Source organism: Rhizobium sp. Root1334 (genome assembly GCF_001426665.1).
GTDB lineage: Bacteria > Pseudomonadota > Alphaproteobacteria > Rhizobiales > Rhizobiaceae > Pararhizobium.
In genome coordinates this window covers 209,595-228,344 of sequence record NZ_LMEY01000012.1, presented here as the reverse complement: position 1 = coordinate 228,344, position 18,750 = coordinate 209,595, and the positions used below count along the sequence as shown (strand labels likewise).

Annotated in this window: 17 protein-coding genes and 1 riboswitch; of the genes, 9 read left to right on the top strand and 8 right to left on the bottom strand. The window is 59.0% G+C overall.

Annotated elements, in window-relative coordinates; all coding sequences use genetic code 11:
- Nucleotides 1–42: 42 nt before the first annotated feature.
- A complete protein-coding gene (locus tag ASD36_RS15135; RefSeq protein WP_060505639.1) occupies nucleotides 43–3,858 on the top strand; it encodes a vitamin B12-dependent ribonucleotide reductase in 3,816 nt (1,271 codons plus the stop codon).
- Between the two features lie 836 nt (nucleotides 3,859–4,694).
- The gene (locus ASD36_RS15130; RefSeq protein WP_156393861.1) at nucleotides 4,695–5,675 is read left to right on the top strand and encodes a hypothetical protein; all 981 of its coding nucleotides are present in this window, start codon (nucleotides 4,695–4,697) and stop codon (nucleotides 5,673–5,675) included.
- Between the two features lie 418 nt (nucleotides 5,676–6,093).
- Here ASD36_RS15130 and ASD36_RS15125 read toward each other — a convergent pair whose 3' ends face one another.
- From ASD36_RS15125 to ASD36_RS15105, 5 genes are all read right to left on the bottom strand, one after another.
- Nucleotides 6,094–6,540, bottom strand: a complete 447-nt coding sequence (locus ASD36_RS15125; protein WP_082512231.1) for a VOC family protein — start codon at nucleotides 6,538–6,540, stop codon at nucleotides 6,094–6,096.
- Nucleotides 6,541–6,616: 76 nt separating this feature from the next.
- Nucleotides 6,617–6,934 (bottom strand): chaperone modulator CbpM, encoded by a 318-nt coding sequence (locus tag ASD36_RS15120; RefSeq protein ID WP_060505468.1) that lies wholly within the window; start codon nucleotides 6,932–6,934, stop codon nucleotides 6,617–6,619.
- Between the two features lies 1 nt (nucleotide 6,935).
- A complete protein-coding gene (locus ASD36_RS15115; RefSeq protein ID WP_060505469.1) occupies nucleotides 6,936–7,841 on the bottom strand; it encodes a J domain-containing protein in 906 nt (301 codons plus the stop codon).
- Nucleotides 7,842–8,016: 175 nt separating this feature from the next.
- Complete coding sequence (locus ASD36_RS15110; protein WP_060511086.1) at nucleotides 8,017–9,066, bottom strand: murein L,D-transpeptidase family protein; 1,050 nt, start codon at nucleotides 9,064–9,066, stop codon at nucleotides 8,017–8,019.
- Between the two features lie 168 nt (nucleotides 9,067–9,234).
- Nucleotides 9,235–9,933, bottom strand: a complete 699-nt coding sequence (locus ASD36_RS15105) for a L,D-transpeptidase (protein ID WP_060505641.1) — start codon at nucleotides 9,931–9,933, stop codon at nucleotides 9,235–9,237.
- A gap of 311 nt (nucleotides 9,934–10,244) precedes the next feature.
- Between ASD36_RS15105 and ASD36_RS15100 the strand changes: the two genes are divergently transcribed.
- Nucleotides 10,245–11,210: a formylglycine-generating enzyme family protein gene (locus ASD36_RS15100; RefSeq protein WP_060505470.1), complete on the top strand. Its 966-nt coding sequence runs from the start codon at nucleotides 10,245–10,247 to the stop codon at nucleotides 11,208–11,210.
- A gap of 14 nt (nucleotides 11,211–11,224) precedes the next feature.
- Entirely contained in the window at nucleotides 11,225–12,205 is a 981-nt protein-coding gene (locus tag ASD36_RS15095; protein WP_060505471.1) for an HAD family hydrolase, read from the top strand.
- Between the two features lie 142 nt (nucleotides 12,206–12,347).
- On the opposite strand, the gene ASD36_RS15090 is transcribed toward ASD36_RS15095, so the two are convergent.
- Entirely contained in the window at nucleotides 12,348–12,764 is a 417-nt protein-coding gene (locus ASD36_RS15090) for a nuclear transport factor 2 family protein (protein WP_060505472.1), read from the bottom strand.
- 363 nt (nucleotides 12,765–13,127) lie between these two features.
- On the opposite strand from ASD36_RS15090, the gene ASD36_RS15080 reads away from it, so the two are divergent.
- From ASD36_RS15080 to ASD36_RS15065, 4 genes are all read left to right on the top strand, one after another.
- Nucleotides 13,128–13,634 (top strand): hypothetical protein, encoded by a 507-nt coding sequence (locus tag ASD36_RS15080; RefSeq protein WP_060505474.1) that lies wholly within the window; start codon nucleotides 13,128–13,130, stop codon nucleotides 13,632–13,634.
- Nucleotides 13,627–14,553, top strand: coding sequence for a 4-hydroxy-tetrahydrodipicolinate synthase (gene dapA, locus ASD36_RS15075; RefSeq protein WP_060505475.1), 927 nt, complete (start codon nucleotides 13,627–13,629; stop codon nucleotides 14,551–14,553). The genes ASD36_RS15080 and dapA overlap by 8 nt, the downstream gene beginning before the upstream one ends.
- Before the next feature lie 331 nt (nucleotides 14,554–14,884).
- Nucleotides 14,885–15,151, top strand: coding sequence for a hypothetical protein (locus ASD36_RS15070; RefSeq protein ID WP_060505476.1), 267 nt, complete (start codon nucleotides 14,885–14,887; stop codon nucleotides 15,149–15,151).
- A 166-nt stretch (nucleotides 15,152–15,317) separates the two neighbouring features.
- On the top strand, nucleotides 15,318–15,653 hold the full coding sequence (locus ASD36_RS15065; protein ID WP_060505477.1) for a hypothetical protein: 336 nt from the start codon (nucleotides 15,318–15,320) through the stop codon (nucleotides 15,651–15,653).
- Nucleotides 15,654–15,733: 80 nt separating this feature from the next.
- Here the strand turns inward: ASD36_RS15065 and ASD36_RS15060 are convergent, their stop codons facing one another.
- Nucleotides 15,734–16,720 carry a DUF1775 domain-containing protein gene (locus ASD36_RS15060; protein WP_060505478.1) on the bottom strand — a complete coding sequence of 329 codons (987 nt, stop codon included), beginning with the start codon at nucleotides 16,718–16,720 and terminating at the stop codon, nucleotides 15,734–15,736.
- A 102-nt stretch (nucleotides 16,721–16,822) separates the two neighbouring features.
- Nucleotides 16,823–17,218 carry a hypothetical protein gene (locus ASD36_RS15055; RefSeq protein ID WP_156393860.1) on the bottom strand — a complete coding sequence of 132 codons (396 nt, stop codon included), beginning with the start codon at nucleotides 17,216–17,218 and terminating at the stop codon, nucleotides 16,823–16,825.
- Between the two features lie 160 nt (nucleotides 17,219–17,378).
- Nucleotides 17,379–17,466: riboswitch (glycine riboswitch) on the top strand.
- Between the two features lie 142 nt (nucleotides 17,467–17,608).
- Here ASD36_RS15055 and gcvT point away from each other — a divergent pair.
- Nucleotides 17,609–18,748: a glycine cleavage system aminomethyltransferase GcvT gene (gcvT, locus tag ASD36_RS15050; RefSeq protein WP_060505480.1), complete on the top strand. Its 1,140-nt coding sequence runs from the start codon at nucleotides 17,609–17,611 to the stop codon at nucleotides 18,746–18,748.
- The last annotated feature ends 2 nt before the right edge of the window (nucleotides 18,749–18,750 follow it).

Here is an 18,750-nt window from a genome sequence, read left to right as displayed (position 1 = left end):
TGAATGGGTTCGGGCATGCGGCAAACAAAGGACAAGGGACAGATGCAGATCGAACGTCGTTTCACCAAACCAGGCCAATCGGCCTATGCTGAAATTGAGTTCCGCAAGGCCATCAGCGAGATCAAGAATCCCGATGGCTCGATCGTGTTCCGTCTCGCGGATATCGATGTGCCTGCCCAGTTTTCCCAGGTCGCGGCCGATATTCTCGCGCAGAAATATTTCCGCAAGGCCGGTGTTCCCGCGCGCCTGAAGAAGGTGGAAGAAAATTCCGTTCCGTCCTGGCTATGGCGCTCGGAAGCCGATCTCGCCGCCATGAAGGACTTGCCGAAGGAAGAACAATACGGTTCCGAAACCGACGCCCGCCAGGTTTTCGATCGCCTGGCCGGCACTTGGACCTATTGGGGCTGGAAGGGCAATTACTTCGCATCCGAAGAAGACGCCCTCGCCTTCCGTGACGAGCTTGCCTACATGCTGGCCACCCAGCGCGTCGCGCCGAACAGCCCGCAGTGGTTCAACACCGGCCTGCATTGGGCCTATGGCATCGATGGCCCCGGCCAGGGCCATTTCTATGTTGATCCGTTCACCAACAAGCTGGTGAAGTCGAAATCCTCCTACGAGCATCCGCAGCCGCATGCCTGCTTCATCCAGTCGGTCGGTGACGATCTCGTCAACGAAGGCGGCATCATGGACCTGTGGGTGCGTGAAGCCCGTCTGTTCAAGTACGGCTCCGGCACCGGCTCCAATTTCTCGTACCTGCGCGGCGAAGGCGAGCGCCTGTCGGGCGGCGGCAAGTCGTCGGGCCTGATGTCGTTCCTGAAGATCGGTGACCGCGCTGCCGGCGCTATCAAGTCGGGCGGCACCACGCGCCGTGCGGCCAAGATGGTCGTCGTCGATATCGATCACCCGGATATCGAGGATTACATCAACTGGAAGGTCAAGGAAGAGCAGAAGGTTGCTGCCCTCGTTACCGGCTCCAAGATCGTTGCCAAGCACCTCAAGGCGATCATGAAGGCCTGCGTCAACTGCACGGCCGATAACGACGCCTGCTACGACCCGAAGCAGAACCCTGCCCTCAAGCGCGAAATCAAGGCCGCCAAGCAGAGCCAGGTTCCGGAAAACTACGTCAAGCGCGTTATCCAGTTCGCCAAGCAAGGCTACAAGGATATCGAGTTCAAGACCTACGACACCGACTGGGATTCGGAAGCATACCTCACGGTATCCGGCCAGAACTCCAACAACTCCGTCTCCCTCAAGGACGACTTCCTGCGCGCTGTCGAAGCCGACGGCACCTGGAACCTCACCGCCCGCAAGGACGGCAAGGTGATGAAGACGCTGAAGGCCCGCGATCTCTGGGAACAGATTTCCCACGCTGCCTGGGCATCGGCCGATCCGGGCCTGCATTTCAACACGACCATGAACGACTGGCACACCTCGCCGGCCGCAGGCTCGATCCGTGCATCCAACCCCTGCTCGGAATACATGTTCCTGGATGACACGGCCTGCAACCTCGCCTCGCTGAACCTGCTTCAGTTCAAGGATGCTGCCACCAAGAACATCAATATCGCCGACTACGAGCATGCCGTCCGCCTCTGGACGCTGGTTCTCGAAATCTCGGTGATGATGGCGCAGTTCCCGTCGAAGGAAATCGCCGAGCGCTCCTATGAATACCGTACGCTGGGCCTCGGCTACGCCAATATCGGTGGTCTGTTGATGTCTTCGGGCATCCCCTACGACTCAACCGAAGGCCGCGCTATTGCCGGTGCCCTCACCGCCATCATGACCGGTGTTTCCTATGCCACATCGGCTGAAATCGCTGCCAAGCTTGGCCCGTTCCCGGGCTACAAGCCGAATCGCGAATCGATGCTGCGCGTCATCCGTAACCACCGCCGCGCCGCCCATGGCGAAACCCAGGGTTATGAAAGTCTGTCGGTCAATCCGGTGGCGTTGATCCATGGTGAATGCCCGGATCAGGCACTGATCGCTCATGCGACCGCCGCGTGGGACAAGGCGCTGCAACTTGGCGAAAAACATGGCTACCGCAACGCCCAGGTTTCGGTCATCGCACCGACCGGCACGATCGGTCTGGTCATGGATTGCGACACGACCGGCATCGAGCCTGATTTCGCTCTGGTAAAATTCAAGAAGCTGGCCGGCGGCGGTTACTTCAAGATCATCAACCGCGCCGTTCCGGAAGCCTTGCGGACGCTCGGTTACACGGAAAGCCAGATTGCGGAGATCGAGGCCTATGCCGTCGGTCACGGCAACATCAACCAGGCTCCGGCCATCAACCCCGGCTCGCTGAAGGCCAAGGGCTTTGGCGACGACAAGATCGAGGCGATCAACGCCGCCACCAAGGCTGCCTTCGACATCAAGTTCGTCTTCAACCAGTGGACGCTCGGTGTCGACTTCCTGAAGGATACGCTGAAGGTCTCTGACGAGCAGCTCGCCGACATGAGCTTCAACCTGCTGGAGCATATCGGTTTTTCCAAGAAGGACATCGAAGCCGCCAACGTGCATGTCTGCGGCGCGATGACGCTGGAGGGCGCACCGTTCCTCAAGAACGAGCACCTGCCCGTCTTCGATTGCGCCAACCCGTGCGGCAAGATCGGCAAGCGTTACCTCTCGGTCGAAAGCCACATCCGCATGATGGCAGCCGCCCAGCCGTTCATCTCCGGCGCAATCTCCAAGACCATCAACATGCCGAACGAGGCGACGGTCGAGGATTGCAAGGCCGCCTACATGCTGTCCTGGAAACTGGCGCTGAAGGCCAACGCGCTCTACCGCGATGGCTCCAAGCTCTCCCAGCCGCTCAACGCCTCGCTGATCGAGGACGATGAGGACGAGGATGCGATGGAAGATTTCCTGGCAGCGCCCGCCGCCGCCCAGGCTGTGACCGTCACCGAGAAGATCATCGAGCGCGTCATCGAACGGGTCACCCGCGAGCGTGAAAAACTGCCGAACCGCCGCCAGGGCTATACCCAGAAGGCGATCGTCGGTGGACACAAGGTCTACCTGCGCACCGGTGAATTCGGCGATGGCCGTCTCGGCGAAATCTTCATCGACATGCACAAGGAAGGCGCCGCTTTCCGTGCGATGATGAACAACTTCGCCATCGCCATCTCGCTTGGTCTGCAATATGGCGTTCCGCTGGAAGAATATGTGGAGGCCTTCACCTTCACCAAGTTCGAACCGGCCGGCATGGTGCAGGGCAATGACGCGATCAAGAATGCCACGTCGATCCTCGACTACGTGTTCCGCGAACTCGCCGTCTCCTACCTCAACCGCCATGATCTTGCCCATGTCGACACGTCCGACTTTGGCAACACCGCACTCGGCAAGGGCATCCAGGAAGGCAAGACCAACCTGATCTCCACCGGCTGGACCCGCGGCCACAAGCCGACGCTCGTCTCTGGTGGCCAGATCGACCGTGCTTCCGGCGAGCCGAAGGGGGCTGCAACCGCTGCTCCCGCCAAGGCATCGTCGGGCGCAACGATCACCGCCTTCTCCGGCAGTGCAGCGCGTAAGCTCGAAACGACAGTTGCCATCTCGACCTCCGAAATCGTCGCCTTCAAGCGCGATTACGAGGAGCGGGCTGCGGAACTGGCCGAAGAGATCGCGGAAGAGACGACGGACGTCGAAACCACCAGCGAAGTGACGGCCCTCTTCTCCGACAAGGCAGCGGCCGAAGCCGCAGCCGCGAAGTCGGACGCAAAGAAGATCGAAGCCGAACGCCGCATCCGGTCGATTGCACAGGGCTACACCGGCAACATGTGCTCGGAGTGCCAGAACTTCACGATGGTGCGCAACGGCACCTGCGAGAAGTGCGACACGTGTGGAGCCACAAGCGGCTGCAGCTGATCGCCGGTTGAAAAATGATTGTGTCGAATCCAACGGTGAAATGCCCTGGCCAATTTTGATTGGACGAATCCAAAGCAGGTGAGCGTGAGGAATAAATTGCGTTCGCCTGACAACCGAAGCCAAGTCTGGCAAGTCCGCTCGATATTGGCCAGACTTGAAGCAAAACCGGCCTCCGCGCTTTCGATGCGGTGATTGCTGAAACCCAGGTTGCCATAGTTGCCAACTCAAAGAGATGTCCCAGGCAGGCTGGCCCTGCCCGGGGCAACATACAAAACAAAAAGCATTCAGGGATGAGGGAGCTACTTCAGATCAATCGACCACAGGAATTCAGCAATATGAGCCAAGTGCCCAAGTTCGGATTTTCCGCCTTCTTAAAATTGATCAATGCCAATCCCAAACCGCAGAAACGCCTTGTCCGAGACCGCTTTCGTCCGAGCACCGGCGGGTACGCACACGTTCGAAAAGGCTGATCACGTTCCCCGCGTATCTGGATGTCTTGCTGACTGCAAGATTATCGCCCGGCTGGTCGTCAGTGTAAGACGAGGGCAATGCCAGTCGTTGCAACGCACGCTCATTTGTCCAGTTAGTATCATGTAGTATATTATTATACAAACAACCACTTACCGACACACCAGTGCTATTCCTCGAAGTACCACGCCCCTCAGCGTGACAACTTCGCGGAACAAGCACTCTCGTGCGCAGAGGCAGGCTTCAAATTCTCTTTTGGTGGTGAAGCGGCACTCAGACAGCACTTGGTCGAACTGCATAAAGATTTCTGGGAAGGACGGTCCGCCGCAGGGGGCCGGGTACTTTACGGCCGAGTCTACGATTGGCTTATGCAGGAACGCTACGACAACGGCTCTGACGAGCTTCGCCAAATCGTTAGAGAGGTCGCGCTGTCGCACATCCCCTTCGATCCTGGTACTGTAATCTTTACCCCCGTAACTGATCGGCGTTTCCACACGATCAAGTCTGCCAGTAAACAATATGGGTTTCACCCTGTTACAACCCGCAAATTTGCCGAAGCTGCGGGCCTTATTGATCAAACAGCAAATTCGATCAGCGATTGGCGAGTGGTCATGCCCGTTGAAGATGTCGACAGGGTTATGTCGGAAGCAAGAGGCTACCTCACCGACGGTGAAGCGCGTGCATATCTCAACGCCGAGCGTACCCTGTGGAGTACGATCACAAGACGGGGATATGTTAAACGAGCTATCGAAGGCAGCCGAGAGCTTCGCCTCGGCCCCATGTTTTCGAAATTTGATCTCGACGATCTCTTGTCCCGCATGCAGGCGCATGTCACCTCGAACTTCGAAGACGGTGACCATCTCAGTTCTTTCTCGGAAACGGCACACAGGGCTAGCTGCAAATTCTCCGAGATTCTCGATCTCTTGTTCGCAGGCAAACTGACCACTGTGAAGCTTGACCCGTCCACCTCGGGCATCAGCGCTTTCAGGTTGGACCCGACCGAAGTCGCATCGCACACGACGCTGCCACCGATGCCAGGCTTGTCTGCCGTAGAAGCTGCAAGATATGTAGTTTTGAACATTAAGGTGTTTACCCGGTTAGCAAACTGCGGCGTGATCGGATCGGAACAGGCAATCAATCCAGTAAAGAGGTGTCGGCAGCGCGTCTTCAGTACCGCAACGCTCGACGCATTTTCAGAAAGCTATAGATCGCTTCACCAGCTAGCCTCGGAACAACTAAAGGCCATCCGGGTAATCAAGCGTGATCTCGATCTGGCTAACGTCGAGCCTGCTTTCACAAGGCTCGAAGTTGGAGCCACCTTCTACAGGAAAAGCGACCTGCCAACCTAAGTCGCTTAAACCAACCCCTCGCCCGGCCTGATCGCCGGGCTTTTTTTATGCCGAGTATACCTTGGATTTCCTAGGTATGGGGTACTGGACAACTTATGTTTGGACTCGGCTATACTTGTTTGGACTGGCCCGCTGGAGGGCGTGAATTTCCTGGGGCGGAGCGGCGTTCAGGCCATTATTTGCTTGGATTCGACAGATTGATTATCTATGGCCCGGGAGATTTCTCGGGCCATAATTTTGTGGTGACAGAGAAGATACGCGAAGACGGCCAAGATTTCTGGCCCTCACTCTCCACGTGGCGAGAGAGAATGTAATTACAGCGTCGTAGCTGTCAGTAAGTGTTAAAAATTGCAGGTGAAGGGAGGTTCGTGGAAAGGAACAAGCCGCACGCCAACAACATCCAACACTTAACCTATGGCTAAGATGTTGATTTTGTGCGATCGCCCGCGAAGGAAGAGGTAACCCGCCCACCCGCAACCGCCCGCGTATGATCATTGATCTCGATCCAGTACCCGTCCGGATCTTGCACATAGGCCTGCCGGAAACCGTCGCGGCGGATGCCGATCTGGCCGGTGTTTCCGGGCCAGTCGTAGAATGTCACACCCTTGGCGGTGATATCAGCAACAAAGGCGTCGAAGTCTTCGATGCGTAGCGCGAAATGCGTGTCCTTGGTGAGATGCGTCGCGCCAAAATCGCCCTCAATCAAATGGATCGTGTCGAGGCCGCCGATGGTCAGCCACGCGACATTGGCGCTGCCGGCTCGCTCGATCGGGGTGAAGCCGAGGATATGGGTGTAGAAAGCGATACTGCGAGGAAGGTCGCGGACCAGAAGGGCAAAATGGTCGAGGCTATAGGTGTGCCGCATCGGAAAAACCCTCCCGTCAGATTGGTGTCGTGGCAAGGCAAGCCCGCCAGTCGGAGATCAGGTACGCGTTCGCCTGTTATCGCATGCCCTCGAGCTTCTTTACCACGCGCTCGGCAATATCGGCGTCCTGCTCGCGAACTGCATCGGTCAACGCGTGCAGTTTGGCGCGCAGGCCGTGCACCTGATCGACCAGCGCCATGATCACGTCGATCCCATCCTGGTTGACGCCCATGCTTTCTGAGAGATCAAGGATCAGCAGCCCCCGCGCCAGGTCTGCATCGTGAAACGCCTCGACCTGCTCGGTCAGTTCCGGAATGATCCATTGACGGTCGATCCATAATGTCAGTGTGGAGGAAACGATGCTGAGACGCTCGCAATACTCCAGATGGTCCATGTCAATCTCCCCAGGCTTTTCGAGGATTGTGGGCTTGGCCCGCTCCCCAACTGGAGGCGAAAGCCGTCAGTTCGGGATCGGCAGTCTCCGGCAGCATGATCTTGAGGGTAATGTACTGGTCGCCGTTGCCGCCGCCGCGCTTGGCAACGCCCTTGCCTTTCAGCCGCAGCGTCTTGCCGCTATTGGAATGCGGCGGCAAAGTCAGCACGACGCTGCCGGAAATCGTCGGGACGTTGACCTTGCCGCCAAGGATTGCCTCGCGCAGCGAAATCGGCATGTCGATGCGGATATCGTCGCCATCGCGGGTGAAGAACGGATGCGGCCGGACATGGATTTCGATCAGCGCATCGCCGGCTGGGCCGCCGCCAGAGCCCGGATCGCCCTTGCCGCGCAGCCTGAGCGTCTGGCCCTCCTGGGTGCCAGGCGGCACCTGCAGGTCGAGCACGGTTCCGTCCGGCAGCGTGATCTTCTCCTTCGAACCGTTGACCGCATCGAGGAAGTTCACTTCCATGGAGAACTGCAGATCCCTGCCCTTGGCGCGCATCGGTCCCCGCCGTGAAAAGAAGCTGGAGAAAATATCGTCGGTATCGGTAAAGTCGGAAAATCCGCTGCTGTTCTGGTAACGCGCATCGTTGCCCGGAGCGCCGGCATATTCGCGGTAATAGTTTCGCGGCGCCTGTTCGGTTCCCGCGCCGTCGATCTCGCCCTTGTCGAAACGGGCCCGCTTGTCCTCGTCGCCCAGCACCGAATAAGCCTCCGAGACCGTCTTGAAACGATCTTCGGCGCTTTTGTCGCCGGGATTGAGGTCCGGGTGCAGCTTTTTGGCAAGCTTGCGATAGGCGCTCTGGATTTCTTTCTGCGTCGCGGTTTTCGCCACGCCGAGGGTTTTGTAGGGATCGTTGGCCATGTGGCTCCCGCCGAAGCATTGTCGTGACTGTGAAGATAGGCCATCTGCGTGCGAGAGCAAGCATTTGGAATGCGCCAAATGGCACTGGAGAGTGGAATAGCAGAACCGGGCAGCTTGGCCAGGATAAACCGCCGAGACCACGGGCGCCCACCCGCCGCGTTACAGATCGAAGATGTTATCGCCCGTCAAAAGGATCCGCGAGGGCAGCATCAGGGCGGCTGATCGGGTATTGGGTGCCGGAAATGCTGGCTGCCAGTTTCTTCGGTCCCTGCGCCTTCAACAAGGCGCGAAAACTCGGATGCATGCCGCCATCGGAATAGGCGCTGAGGGTCGAGCTTGTGGGAATGGAGCCGGTGATCGCTGTATCGAGCTTGCGCTCCTCCGCCTCGATCCGGGCCATGGCCTGCGGCTCGAGCTGGTTGACAACCGGGGGGCAGGCAGCCAGCGCGTCAGTCGGCTCGCCGCCTTCGAATTCCTTGTTGAAGACGTAGCGGCGCTCGCAGACCGACACCTTCGGCTGGCGGCGCGTTACCTCGAAGGCGTCGTAGCCTTCCTTGATCGTGCGCCAGAACGGCATGTTCGGATCGCCGCGATGCGTCGCCATGTTCTGTGCCGTCATGCGGAAAGGATAGGCCTGGACCTGGAATTTCTCCTGCCCGCCCGCCAGCGCCCTCTGGACGATCGCATAGATTTCGCCGACCCCCTGGTCGGTCATCGCATAGCAGCCGGACGACGAGCAGGCGCCGTGCACCATCAGCGCCTCGCCGGTATAGCCAAGCGCCGATTCCAGCTTGTTGGGATAACCGAGATTGAAGGAGACATAGAACTGCGAGTTCGGGTTCAGCATGCCTGCCGAGACATGATAAAAACCTTCCGGCGCGTGGCGGTCGCCGACCTTCGTCTTTGGCCCGAGCTCCCCGGACCAGCGGCAGATTGGGTAGGTCTTCAACAGGGCATAGGCGCCCGTCTTGTTGACCTTCCACACTTCCAGCTCGCTTTCCTGCTTGAAGATGCGCACCAGAACCGGGCTTTCCGGCTTCATGCCCTTCTTCGACATTTCCGCGATCATCTTGCCCGACAGTTTTGGCGGTGCCTCGGAGAGATCATCAAGCGCCATGCAACCCGATAGTGCAACGCCAAGAGCAAGCGCTGCCAGCGTCCGCGACACAACCGTGCGGGCGGAGCGAATGCGCGTCGAGGCGTTATGAAGGGCATGCAGAGAAATCATGAAAGCGTCTATCGCTGGAAATCGTGCCAAAGTTTTGTCGAGCGTATCAAATCAGAACAATGTCTGCCCGATCATCGAAGAATCGGACATCGAGGTTAGCGTCCGGTTAATATTCGCGCTGCAGCTTGCGGGAGGCAGGTGCAGTTTGCACCTGCCTCCCAAAGGTTACTGCCAGACGACGATCTTTGCCTTTGCCGGAACGCGCTTGTAGAGATCGATGACGTCCTGGTTCATCAGCCGTACGCAGCCGGACGAAACGGCCTTGCCGATCGACTTCCATTCCGGATTGCCGTGCAGACGGTAGAGCGTATCTTCGCCGTTCTGGAAGATATAGAGCGCGCGCGCGCCCAGCGGATTTTTCAGACCCGGCTCCATGCCACCATTGGCGATCGAGTATTTGGCAAGGCTCGGTGTGCGCGCCACCATCTCGTTCGGTGGCTTCCAGCGCGGCCAGGGCTGGCGCCAGTGAATGATGCCGTCACCCTGCCATGCAAAGCCGTCACGGCCGATGCCGACGCCGTAGCGCATTGCGGTTCCGCCCGGCTCGACGACATAGAGAAGACGCGATGGCGTATCGACAACGACCGTTCCCGGCGCCTGGCCAGTCGGATCGGAGACACGCTGCCGGTAAAATTTCGGATCGATCTGCTGGTAAGGAACGGCCGGAATGAGATAGCCGCCATCCTCGACGGGGCCATACATCACCTGCAATTCGGCATCCGATGGTGGGCCGATCGGGCGGGTTATCCGTGCCGGGGTCGGCGCAGAACGGCCACCCGGCATCGATGTGGTACAGCCGGCAAGTGTGCCCGCCGCAAGAACGCCGAGAAAACCGCGGCGGGAAAAACTGTGATCGGTCGTCATGAGCCCCATCAATTCGCTGGTCTGCAATATCGTCCCGTTCATCTGGATGAAGCAGCCATCACGCTCGCCAAACAAGCATTGTGCCGTGCGTCTTATCGCGGAGGAATCGGGTCAAAGCCCTTATGCAGCCAATCGCTGGCCTTTCCAACGGGACCTTGCGGTTCCGGCGTCAAGTTTACCGTCTGGTCACCACATCGTGATGTGACGTTGCTGGAAAGACGCAGCTGTCCGGGAGGCGTTGTTACTGTAACGTACTTCCGTAAAGCGCATCGCCGTTGCGATAGTGCCGGCATCGGAATTCGGAGGCTGCCATGACATTGGCATTGGATAGCGAAAAAGACAGATCATTGGCGTTGAGCGAGATGCTCTGGATCCCTGGATGTACCTTCACGATGGGGTCTGACAAACATTATCCGGAAGAGGCTCCCCCTCACCCTGTCAAGGTCGATGGCTTCTGGATTGAGGCGACCCCTGTGACGAACCGCCAGTTCACGGAATTCGTGAAAGCCACCGGTTATGTGACGTTTGCGGAGAAGGCGCCGGACCCGAAGGATTATCCGGGTGCGTTGCCCAAGATGCTGAGAGCCGGTTCGCTGGTCTTCACGCCACCGAAATCGGTCAACGGGCCGGACATCAGCCAGTGGTGGAGTTTCAAGTTCGGTGCGAACTGGCGCCGCCCCTATGGCGGCATGAGTGATCTGCGCGGTAAGCTCGATCATCCCGTCGTGCATGTGGCCTTCTGCGATGCCAAGGCCTATGCGGATTGGGCAGGTCTCGATTTGCCGACGGAAGCCGAATGGGAACTGGCCGGGCGCGGCGGGCTTGACGATGTCGAGTTCGCCTGGGGTGATGAACTGACCCCGGGAGGCGTCGCCATGGCAAACACCTGGGAAGGCACTTTTCCGACCCACAACACCAAGCCCGTCGGCAAGGACCGGACGACGCCGGTCAAATCCTTCGCGCCAAACGGGTACGGCGCCTATGACATGATCGGCAATGTCTGGGAATGGACGACGGACTACTGGTCGACACACCACCCGGAACCGGCCAACAAGTCATGTTGCATCCCGCAAAACCCGCGTGGCGGGGCTGTCGAGGCCAGCTACGATCCGAATTTGCCTGACATCCGCATTCCCCGGCGCGTCCTGAAGGGCGGCTCGCATCTTTGTGCACCGAACTATTGCCGCCGTTACCGCCCGGCCGCCCGCCATGCCGAGCCGGAGGATACGTCGACCAGCCATGTCGGTTTCCGCTGCGTGAAAAGACCTGAAAACTGATCCTGGAGAGAGCCATGCTGCGTTTTGTTCGTGTTTTCCTTGTCGTGCTCCTCGTACCCCTGTCAGCACTTGCGGATGATCTTCCATCATGGAACGACGGCAAATCGAAACAGGCGATCGTCGATTTCGTCACCAAGGTTACCGACGAGAAGAGTGCTGATTTCGTCAAGCCGGAAGACCGTATCGCCGTGTTCGACAATGACGGCACGCTGTGGTCCGAGCAGCCATTCTATTTCCAGCTCGGTTTTGCACTGGACCGCGTCAAGGCACTCGCACCGGAGCATCCGGAATGGAAGGACACCGAGCCTTTCAAATCCGTGCTGGCCGGCGACCTCAAGGGGATGGCGGCAAGCGGCGAGAAGGGCTTGATCGAACTTGTCATGGCCACGCATGCGGGGATGACCACAGACCAGTTCAACACAGTTGTCACGAACTGGTTTGCGGCAGCGAAACATCCGAAAACCGGTAAGCCCTATAACGAAATGACGTTCCTGCCGATGCGGGAATTGCTCGACTATCTGAGGGCAAACGGCTTCAAGACCTATATCGTCTCCGGTGGTGGTGTGGAGTTCATGCGGCCGATCACGGAGAAAGCCTATGGCATCCCACCCGAACAGGTAATCGGCAGCACCATTGTAACCGAATATGTACTCGTTGACGGCGAGCCTGTGCTCAATCGCTTGCCGAAGATCGACTTCATCGATGACGGTGCCGGAAAACCAGTCGGCATCAACAAGTTCATCGGCCGCCGTCCGATCTTTGTCGCGGGAAATTCCGATGGCGACTATGAGATGCTGCGCTGGGTGACCGGCGGCAGACCCAATAGCTTCGGGCTGATCGTGCACCACACCGACGCGGTGCGTGAATACGCCTACGACCGCCAATCGCATTTCGGCAAGCTCAACAAGGCGATGGACGAGGCAGAGCAGCGCAAGTGGCTGCTCGTGGACATGAAAAACGACTGGAAGAACATCTTCGCGTTTGAAACACCATGAACGCACGACCGTCTTCACCACAATGAACAACGGCTCCTCTTTCGTTTCCGAGATGAATGAGGAGCCGCTTTCGTGATAGGCGCAAGCCGATTTGGCTGGCACCTCCCCAGTTCTTCCCGTGATTGTTCGTTGCTGCCGCGATTTACGCGTCGAGCAATCCGACCGTATCGGCGATCATCAGCGTATCGACGAACTCGGTCATGTCGATGATCTTTCCATCCTTGAACGTGAAGCGGTCAAGGTACTCGGTTTCGGCCTCCTTGCCGTTCGGCGTGTAGCGGATCACGCCGGCGCGCAGTGCAAAAACCGTGTCGCCATCGACGTAGAGACGCGTGGTTTTGACCCTGGACATATCCCAGTGTGCGACCAGCGTCTGCACCACCGTATCGACGGCTGCCGGCTCGGTGACGCGCTGCGTCATCGGCGCCAGTTTGCCGCTACCGACGATGCGGAAGCTCAAACCCGGTCCGGCCAATGCCATCATGGCGCCGATATTGCTGACCGCGCGCGCCGCATAGAATGTATTGACAACATCTTCCAGTGTTTGCCTGTCCATCATGCCCCTCCCTTTGGTTGCAGGAAGTGTGCCTGTATTTAAGGAGGACTGCAAGTAAGAGAGTTACAAGGTTCAAGCCCGCATTCCTGGGTTTGCTCTCCTATGAAACCTTTATCTCTTGGCCGTTGCCCCGGAATGGATTTCAAATGCTGCGCGGCCCTAGCATCCAGGCATTCGAAACAGGTCACTGCCGCGATGCCCATGCTCCACGTTCACCCTTCCCACCTTTCCACACCGAGGATCAAGCAGCGCGGCCGCTCCCGCAGGCAACGCCGCGCCCGCATCACGGCGGGATTGAATGCGGCAGCGATTGTTCTCTCGCTTGCCGGTGTCGCCCTTATTTATGTGATTGCATGAGGCTCCATCATGGGTACGACACCGTCAACGCAACGGCTTTTGCGGTCAACCAAGGCCACACATCCAGCGGATACCATCGCAGTTGGACCTGAACTCGCCAGCCTGATTGCCCGGGTCTGCGCCGCCCGCATTCTTCGCGAGCACCATATCTGGGAGGCCGTGCGTATTCTGCCGGAGGCCGCCGGCCTGCCGGGCGGCATCAAGCAGCTACCAGAGTTTCGCTTGCTGATGGAAAAGGAGGCATTCACAGCCGCCCTTCGCCTTATGGCGCAATCCTGCCAGCCCGCCCGTGACATTCGCGAACTTGATCCGCAAGCAGATCGTTGGGCCGTGACCCTGTCTGTCCGCAGTGCCCTTTCCCAGCCGCAACGGCGCAAACTGATACGCGCAGAACATCGCGATCCTCCGGCCGCAATCCTCATTGCACTTTTGAGCAGCGCCATCCGTAAAACGAGATCGTTTGTGCGCCGAAGACGGACAAATGCAGCCGTGCAAAAGGAATTTGGAAATGAGTGAACGCCCCCGGATCGACCCCACGCCACACGGCGCTATCTGCGACCTCGTCACGCCCTTTCATGGCGATCAATTGGACGAACCAGCCTTCGCCGAACTTGCCGAATGGCAGATCAATAGTGGCATTTCGGGCCTTCTGGTTGCGGGGCCGGCCGGTGAGCCCTGGGCTCTGGCCGATGACGAACGGGCGCGATTGATCCGCCTTGCCGTCGCGGTTGCCGGCAACCGCGTCCCGGTTTTTGCCGGCACCGGCACATCCTGCACCGAGACAACGGTGGCGCGCACGGCAGAAGCGAAAAACATGGGCGCTACCGCTGCCTATGTGGTGATGCCCTACTATAGCAAACCCGCTCAGGAGGGCTTGTTCCGCCACTATCAGGCAATCACGGACCGGGTAGACCTGCCACTCATTGTGGGTCTCGCTCCACAACGGACGGCGGCCGATCTGTTGCCGCGTACGCTGGAGCGGCTGGCGTCTCTGCGATCCGTCGTTGGAATTGCCGATGAAACGGGAGACATTGCGCGCCTTGTGGCTATGCCGTCGGCTTTGCGTCAACGGTTCGCGCTCTATTCCGGTCACGATCTGACGGCCATGCCGTTCACCCTGATGGGCGGCCGCGGTGTGATCTCGGCTGCCGCAAATCTGGTGCCGCGCTTGACTGTCGCATTGCATCAGGCGCTGGCAACCGGAAACCAGCAATCGGCGCAAAGCCTGCAGGAGCGGCTCAGCCCACTATTTCAGGCACTGGAGCGCGAACCGAGCCCTCCTGCCATCAAATACGGCCTCAGTCTGCTCAGAGGCATCAGCGACGATGTCCGGCTGCCGCTGACGCCGATCGTCGCGGAAACCACAGCCGCGATCCGCATGGCACTGGCGCCGGTGCTGTGCAAACCGGCACCAGCGCGGCGGCAATTCCTATGAGATTTTCACAACAGAACTGCCGGCCACGCATGGAACGGCAATGGCAGAGTACATATTTTCTCATGGCGATCAGTGGCTTACGGATCGCAAACAGGCCAACCGAAAGAACAGGTCATGCAATCATACGCCCGCCAAAGTTCATCAAACAGGCCAGTATCGGCGCCGGTAATACCGGATCGCAACAGCCTTTCTGGCGCAGTCATCCGTCTGGCCGCAGTCTTTGTGTGTGCCGGCATTATTCAGATTCTGGCAGGCTGGTTTCCGCGCTAGGGCGCAATCAGCCCACGCCAGCAGCACATCACCATTAACAACACAAAGGTCTATAAGGATTATGGGCAGTCGATCTCCCCTCGCGAACACGCATTCCGTAACGCCACGTTTCACCGTCGGCTGCGATCACCACGGCTGGTGGGTCGTGCAGGACCGGCTTGGCCGGGTCGGTGGATTGTTTGCCAGTGAAGCTGCAGCCCTGCACTTTGCCGGCGAAGAAAGCAATCACGACGCGCGCGCGGTGTGCCGCGCACCGGCCGGCAAATGCATCGAATTTGGCGGCATGACATCAACAACGCGGAATACGCTCTCACGGCGCTACGCCTGAACCTTTGGGGCGCGCACTTTCCCCGGTGGTCTGCGCCCCCTTTTTCCTTCGGATGATCGATAAGATTTGCCTTAAATGCGACCTCGCGATTTCACCGTGGTGAAACGGCGGTCGGGTAAAAAGGATTGATTGTTCCGAAGGAGCGCCCGGCACGGGCAGATCGTCCATGACCTTGGTCGTTACCATGTCAGCCAATACGGCGGCTTACGCGGCGCAGGCCATCAAGCCGTCCGCGCGCGTGAGCGGCGATGGCCCGGCCGACGAGGCGATCACCCTGCTTTCTGCACGGCCGAAGGACGATGCGGCAACCACCCATGCCTCGGTCGCTGCCCTCCGCAGCCCCACGTCGTTATCGTTGATGCTGATGAGTTCCAATGGCCGTCAGCCGCAGGGTACGCGCGGCGAAGCGGTGCGCCGTTACATGGAGTTCGGTCCCGATGACGCAGAGGCCGATGAGAGCGACGAAGCCTTAACCCGGGACGACGAAACGACCAACGCCTGACGCGGCCAAGTCGCCCGCTTGTCAAACAATAACGGCGCAGTTTCCCGCGCCGTTATTTATCCGCTCTAAATTCGCAGGTCCTACTTGTGCTTCTGCGCGCCACCGGCCGCATTGCCCACCGCAAGCACATAATCGACCTTGCCTGCCTTTTCGAAGGTCAGCGTCACAGGGATGCTGTCGCCCTCGGCAAACGGCTTTTTCACATCGAAAAACATCAGGTGCAGCCCACCGCTTTGAAGCGTCACGGTTTCGCCAGCCGGAAGAGCAATGCCGCTCTCCAGCTTGCGCATCTTCATCACATCGTTCTGCATGGTCATCTCATGCAGTTCGACACGGCCTGCAACCGCGCTCTCGACCGAAACCAATGTGTCGTCTTCGCTGCCTTCATTCTTGATGACGAAGCCGCCGCCGCCGACCTTGGCGCCAGGCAGCATCGCCTTGACCGCGCCGCCGGAAATTTCCAGCGATCCGGCCTTGACGCGGGCGCCATCCGCATTGCCCATGCCAGCCATTGCCGCCATGTCGTGATGATCATGGCCACCCGCCTGGGCAGGCGTCACCGTCACTGTCGGGGCTGGATGTTCCAGCGAATGCGCGCTCTGACCCTCAGCAGCAATCTCATCCCAGACAACCTTGCTAGACGTGCCGCAGAGCTGTGTCACCGGAAAGGCGATCTGCGTTTCGGTGTCGAAGCCGGAAATTTTGCCGCTGATCACGAACGTGTCGTAATAATCGTCGGACAGGTTGCCATTTTTCCAGCGGATTTCCAGCGGGCCTGATGTCACCGTCTTTCCGTGATTGTCATAGCTCTTCTGGTAGTCACCCTTGATGATCTCAAGCTCCCAGCCGGCCTTGGGCTGTGGCTTGGCGAAGACGAAACCCTCCGGCAGCTTGACTTGCACTTCGGTGGTCGCCTTGCCGTCGCAACCATGCGGGACCTGCAATACGGCCTTGAAACTGCTCTCGGATGCCACTTCATCCGTTTCGAAGGAAGCATGGGCATGCGCCGATGCGGCAGCGCCCAGCGAAAGGGCGATTGCGAGAAGTGTGGTTCTGGTCTGTGTCATCGATCTGTCTCCGGACCGGAGCCTGCACGCATGGCAGGACGGTCAATGCCGCGTCAGGCGGCTGAATGCTCTGGAAAATTGGAAATCGCCGGGGCGATACGGTCAGAACAACAGCGGAGGCGCGTGCGATTGCGGCAGGAGACGTGGATATGCAACGAAAACCGCAGGAAAATCCGGTTTGCTGTCAGAACGCGCGGCAACGCGGATGACCAGATGACCGTCGCCGGAGGGGGATGGCAGGACGATGGATGCCGCCAGCCGGCAATAATCACAAACCGGCGCCAAGGTTTCATGCGGAAAGCGGTGGCTTTTTCCCTCTATGCCATCAAGTCCGAAGCAGATATCGCCGATCGTGCCATCCGGCAGCATGTAGTCGGCAGCCATTGCCGGGGTGATTTGGCTGGCAAAGGCGGGCTGATGGGCGAACGACAAAAACAACAGGGCCAGTGCTGAAAGCACCCGCACCGTCATCTGCCACTGTCGCCCGGCTACCGCCATCGATCATCCTCGCTTTAAGTGATTGCGTTATCGCCTCATTGGCAAAAAAGCAAAGGCCGATTTTCTATTCTGATGACTACCAGGAAACAGGCACGACAAAAATCTGTTTGGGCGCGACATTTTGCGCTTGCCAAGCCGCCGGCATCGCCGTTATCTGGCTTCGATCTTGTTGGGAGAATCCGGGTAACACCGGTGCCGAAGGAGCAACCGCCCCGGAAACTCTCAGGCCAAAGGACCAGCAAGGTGCCGGTAGGACTCTGGAGAGAAGCGGTTTCGCTCGCCGAAGGGATAACAATCTCAGGCAAAGGGACAGAGGGGGCTCGAGGATACGGCGCACGAAATGCGCCGTGGAGATGAGCCGGCGTGTGACGCCAGACCTGGAGGCCGGACTTGAACACAGATTCCCCTTTGAAACAGACGCCGCTGCATGCTTTGCACGTGTCGCTTGGCGCCCGCATGGTGCCGTTTGCCGGCTACGACATGCCGGTGCAATACCCCGCCGGCGTGATGAAGGAGCACCTTCACACCCGCTCCGCCGCCGGTCTTTTCGATGTCTCGCATATGGGACAAGTGATCCTTCGTCCAAAGTCCGGCCGGATCGAAGATGCCGCGCTGGCACTCGAAAAGCTGGTACCCGTCGATATACTAAGTCTTGCCGAAGGCCGTCAGCGTTATGCGCTGTTTACCGATGACAACGGCCATATTCTCGACGACCTGATGGTCGCCAATCGTGGCGATCACCTCTTCCTCGTCGTCAATGCCTCCTGCAAGGAAGCCGATTTCGCTCATCTGCAAAAGCATCTCGGCGACACCTGCGAACTGACGCTTTTGGATGACCGCGCGCTGATCGCGCTACAGGGGCCGCGCGCCGAATCCGTGCTCGCCGAACTCTGGGCCGATATCGCCACCATGCGGTTCATGGATGTGGCCGAAGCCGCACTTCACGACGTACCCTGCATCATCTCGCGTTCCGGCTATACCGGCGAGGACGGTTTTGAAATCTCGATTCCCGCAGCCTCTGCCGAAGACGTGACGCGCCGAATCCTCGAACATCCCGATGTCATGCCGATCGGCCTTGGCGCCCGCGATTCCCTGCGCCTCGAGGCTGGCCTTTGTCTCTATGGCAACGATATCGACACCATGACGACGCCGGTCGAGGCTGGTCTTGAATGGGCCATGCAGAAGGCGCGTCGCGCTGGTGGCGCCCGCGAAGGCGGTTTCCCCGGAGCCCACGTCATTCTTCGCCAGTTCGCCGAAGGTGCCGGCCGCCGCCGTGTTGGCCTGAAGCCGGAAGGCAAGGCGCCCGTTCGTGGCGGCGCGCCGCTGTTTGCCGATGCCGAAGGCAAGGTACCGGCCGGCACCGTTACTTCCGGTGGCTTTGGGCCAAGTGCCGATCATCCCGTCGCCATGGGATATGTCGATAAGGCTCACACCGCCAATAACACGCAACTTTTCGCGGAGGTGCGCGGCAAATATTTGCCGATCACCGTCTCCGCCCTTCCCTTCGTCACCCCGACCTACAAACGCTGATC

Coding starts and splice junctions, on each gene's coding strand:
- ASD36_RS15135 (WP_060505639.1), top strand. CDS start 43: ATGCAGATCGAACGTCGTTTCACCAAACCAGGCCAATCGGCCTATGCT.
- ASD36_RS15130 (WP_156393861.1), top strand. CDS start 4,695: ATGCAGGAACGCTACGACAACGGCTCTGACGAGCTTCGCCAAATCGTT.
- ASD36_RS15125 (WP_082512231.1), bottom strand. CDS start 6,540: ATGCGGCACACCTATAGCCTCGACCATTTTGCCCTTCTGGTCCGCGAC.
- ASD36_RS15120 (WP_060505468.1), bottom strand. CDS start 6,934: ATGGACCATCTGGAGTATTGCGAGCGTCTCAGCATCGTTTCCTCCACA.
- ASD36_RS15115 (WP_060505469.1), bottom strand. CDS start 7,841: ATGGCCAACGATCCCTACAAAACCCTCGGCGTGGCGAAAACCGCGACG.
- ASD36_RS15105 (WP_060505641.1), bottom strand. CDS start 9,933: ATGACGACCGATCACAGTTTTTCCCGCCGCGGTTTTCTCGGCGTTCTT.
- ASD36_RS15100 (WP_060505470.1), top strand. CDS start 10,245: ATGACATTGGCATTGGATAGCGAAAAAGACAGATCATTGGCGTTGAGC.
- ASD36_RS15095 (WP_060505471.1), top strand. CDS start 11,225: ATGCTGCGTTTTGTTCGTGTTTTCCTTGTCGTGCTCCTCGTACCCCTG.
- ASD36_RS15090 (WP_060505472.1), bottom strand. CDS start 12,764: ATGATGGACAGGCAAACACTGGAAGATGTTGTCAATACATTCTATGCG.
- ASD36_RS15080 (WP_060505474.1), top strand. CDS start 13,128: ATGGGTACGACACCGTCAACGCAACGGCTTTTGCGGTCAACCAAGGCC.
- dapA (WP_060505475.1), top strand. CDS start 13,627: ATGAGTGAACGCCCCCGGATCGACCCCACGCCACACGGCGCTATCTGC.
- ASD36_RS15070 (WP_060505476.1), top strand. CDS start 14,885: ATGGGCAGTCGATCTCCCCTCGCGAACACGCATTCCGTAACGCCACGT.
- ASD36_RS15065 (WP_060505477.1), top strand. CDS start 15,318: ATGACCTTGGTCGTTACCATGTCAGCCAATACGGCGGCTTACGCGGCG.
- ASD36_RS15060 (WP_060505478.1), bottom strand. CDS start 16,720: ATGACACAGACCAGAACCACACTTCTCGCAATCGCCCTTTCGCTGGGC.
- ASD36_RS15055 (WP_156393860.1), bottom strand. CDS start 17,218: ATGGCGGTAGCCGGGCGACAGTGGCAGATGACGGTGCGGGTGCTTTCA.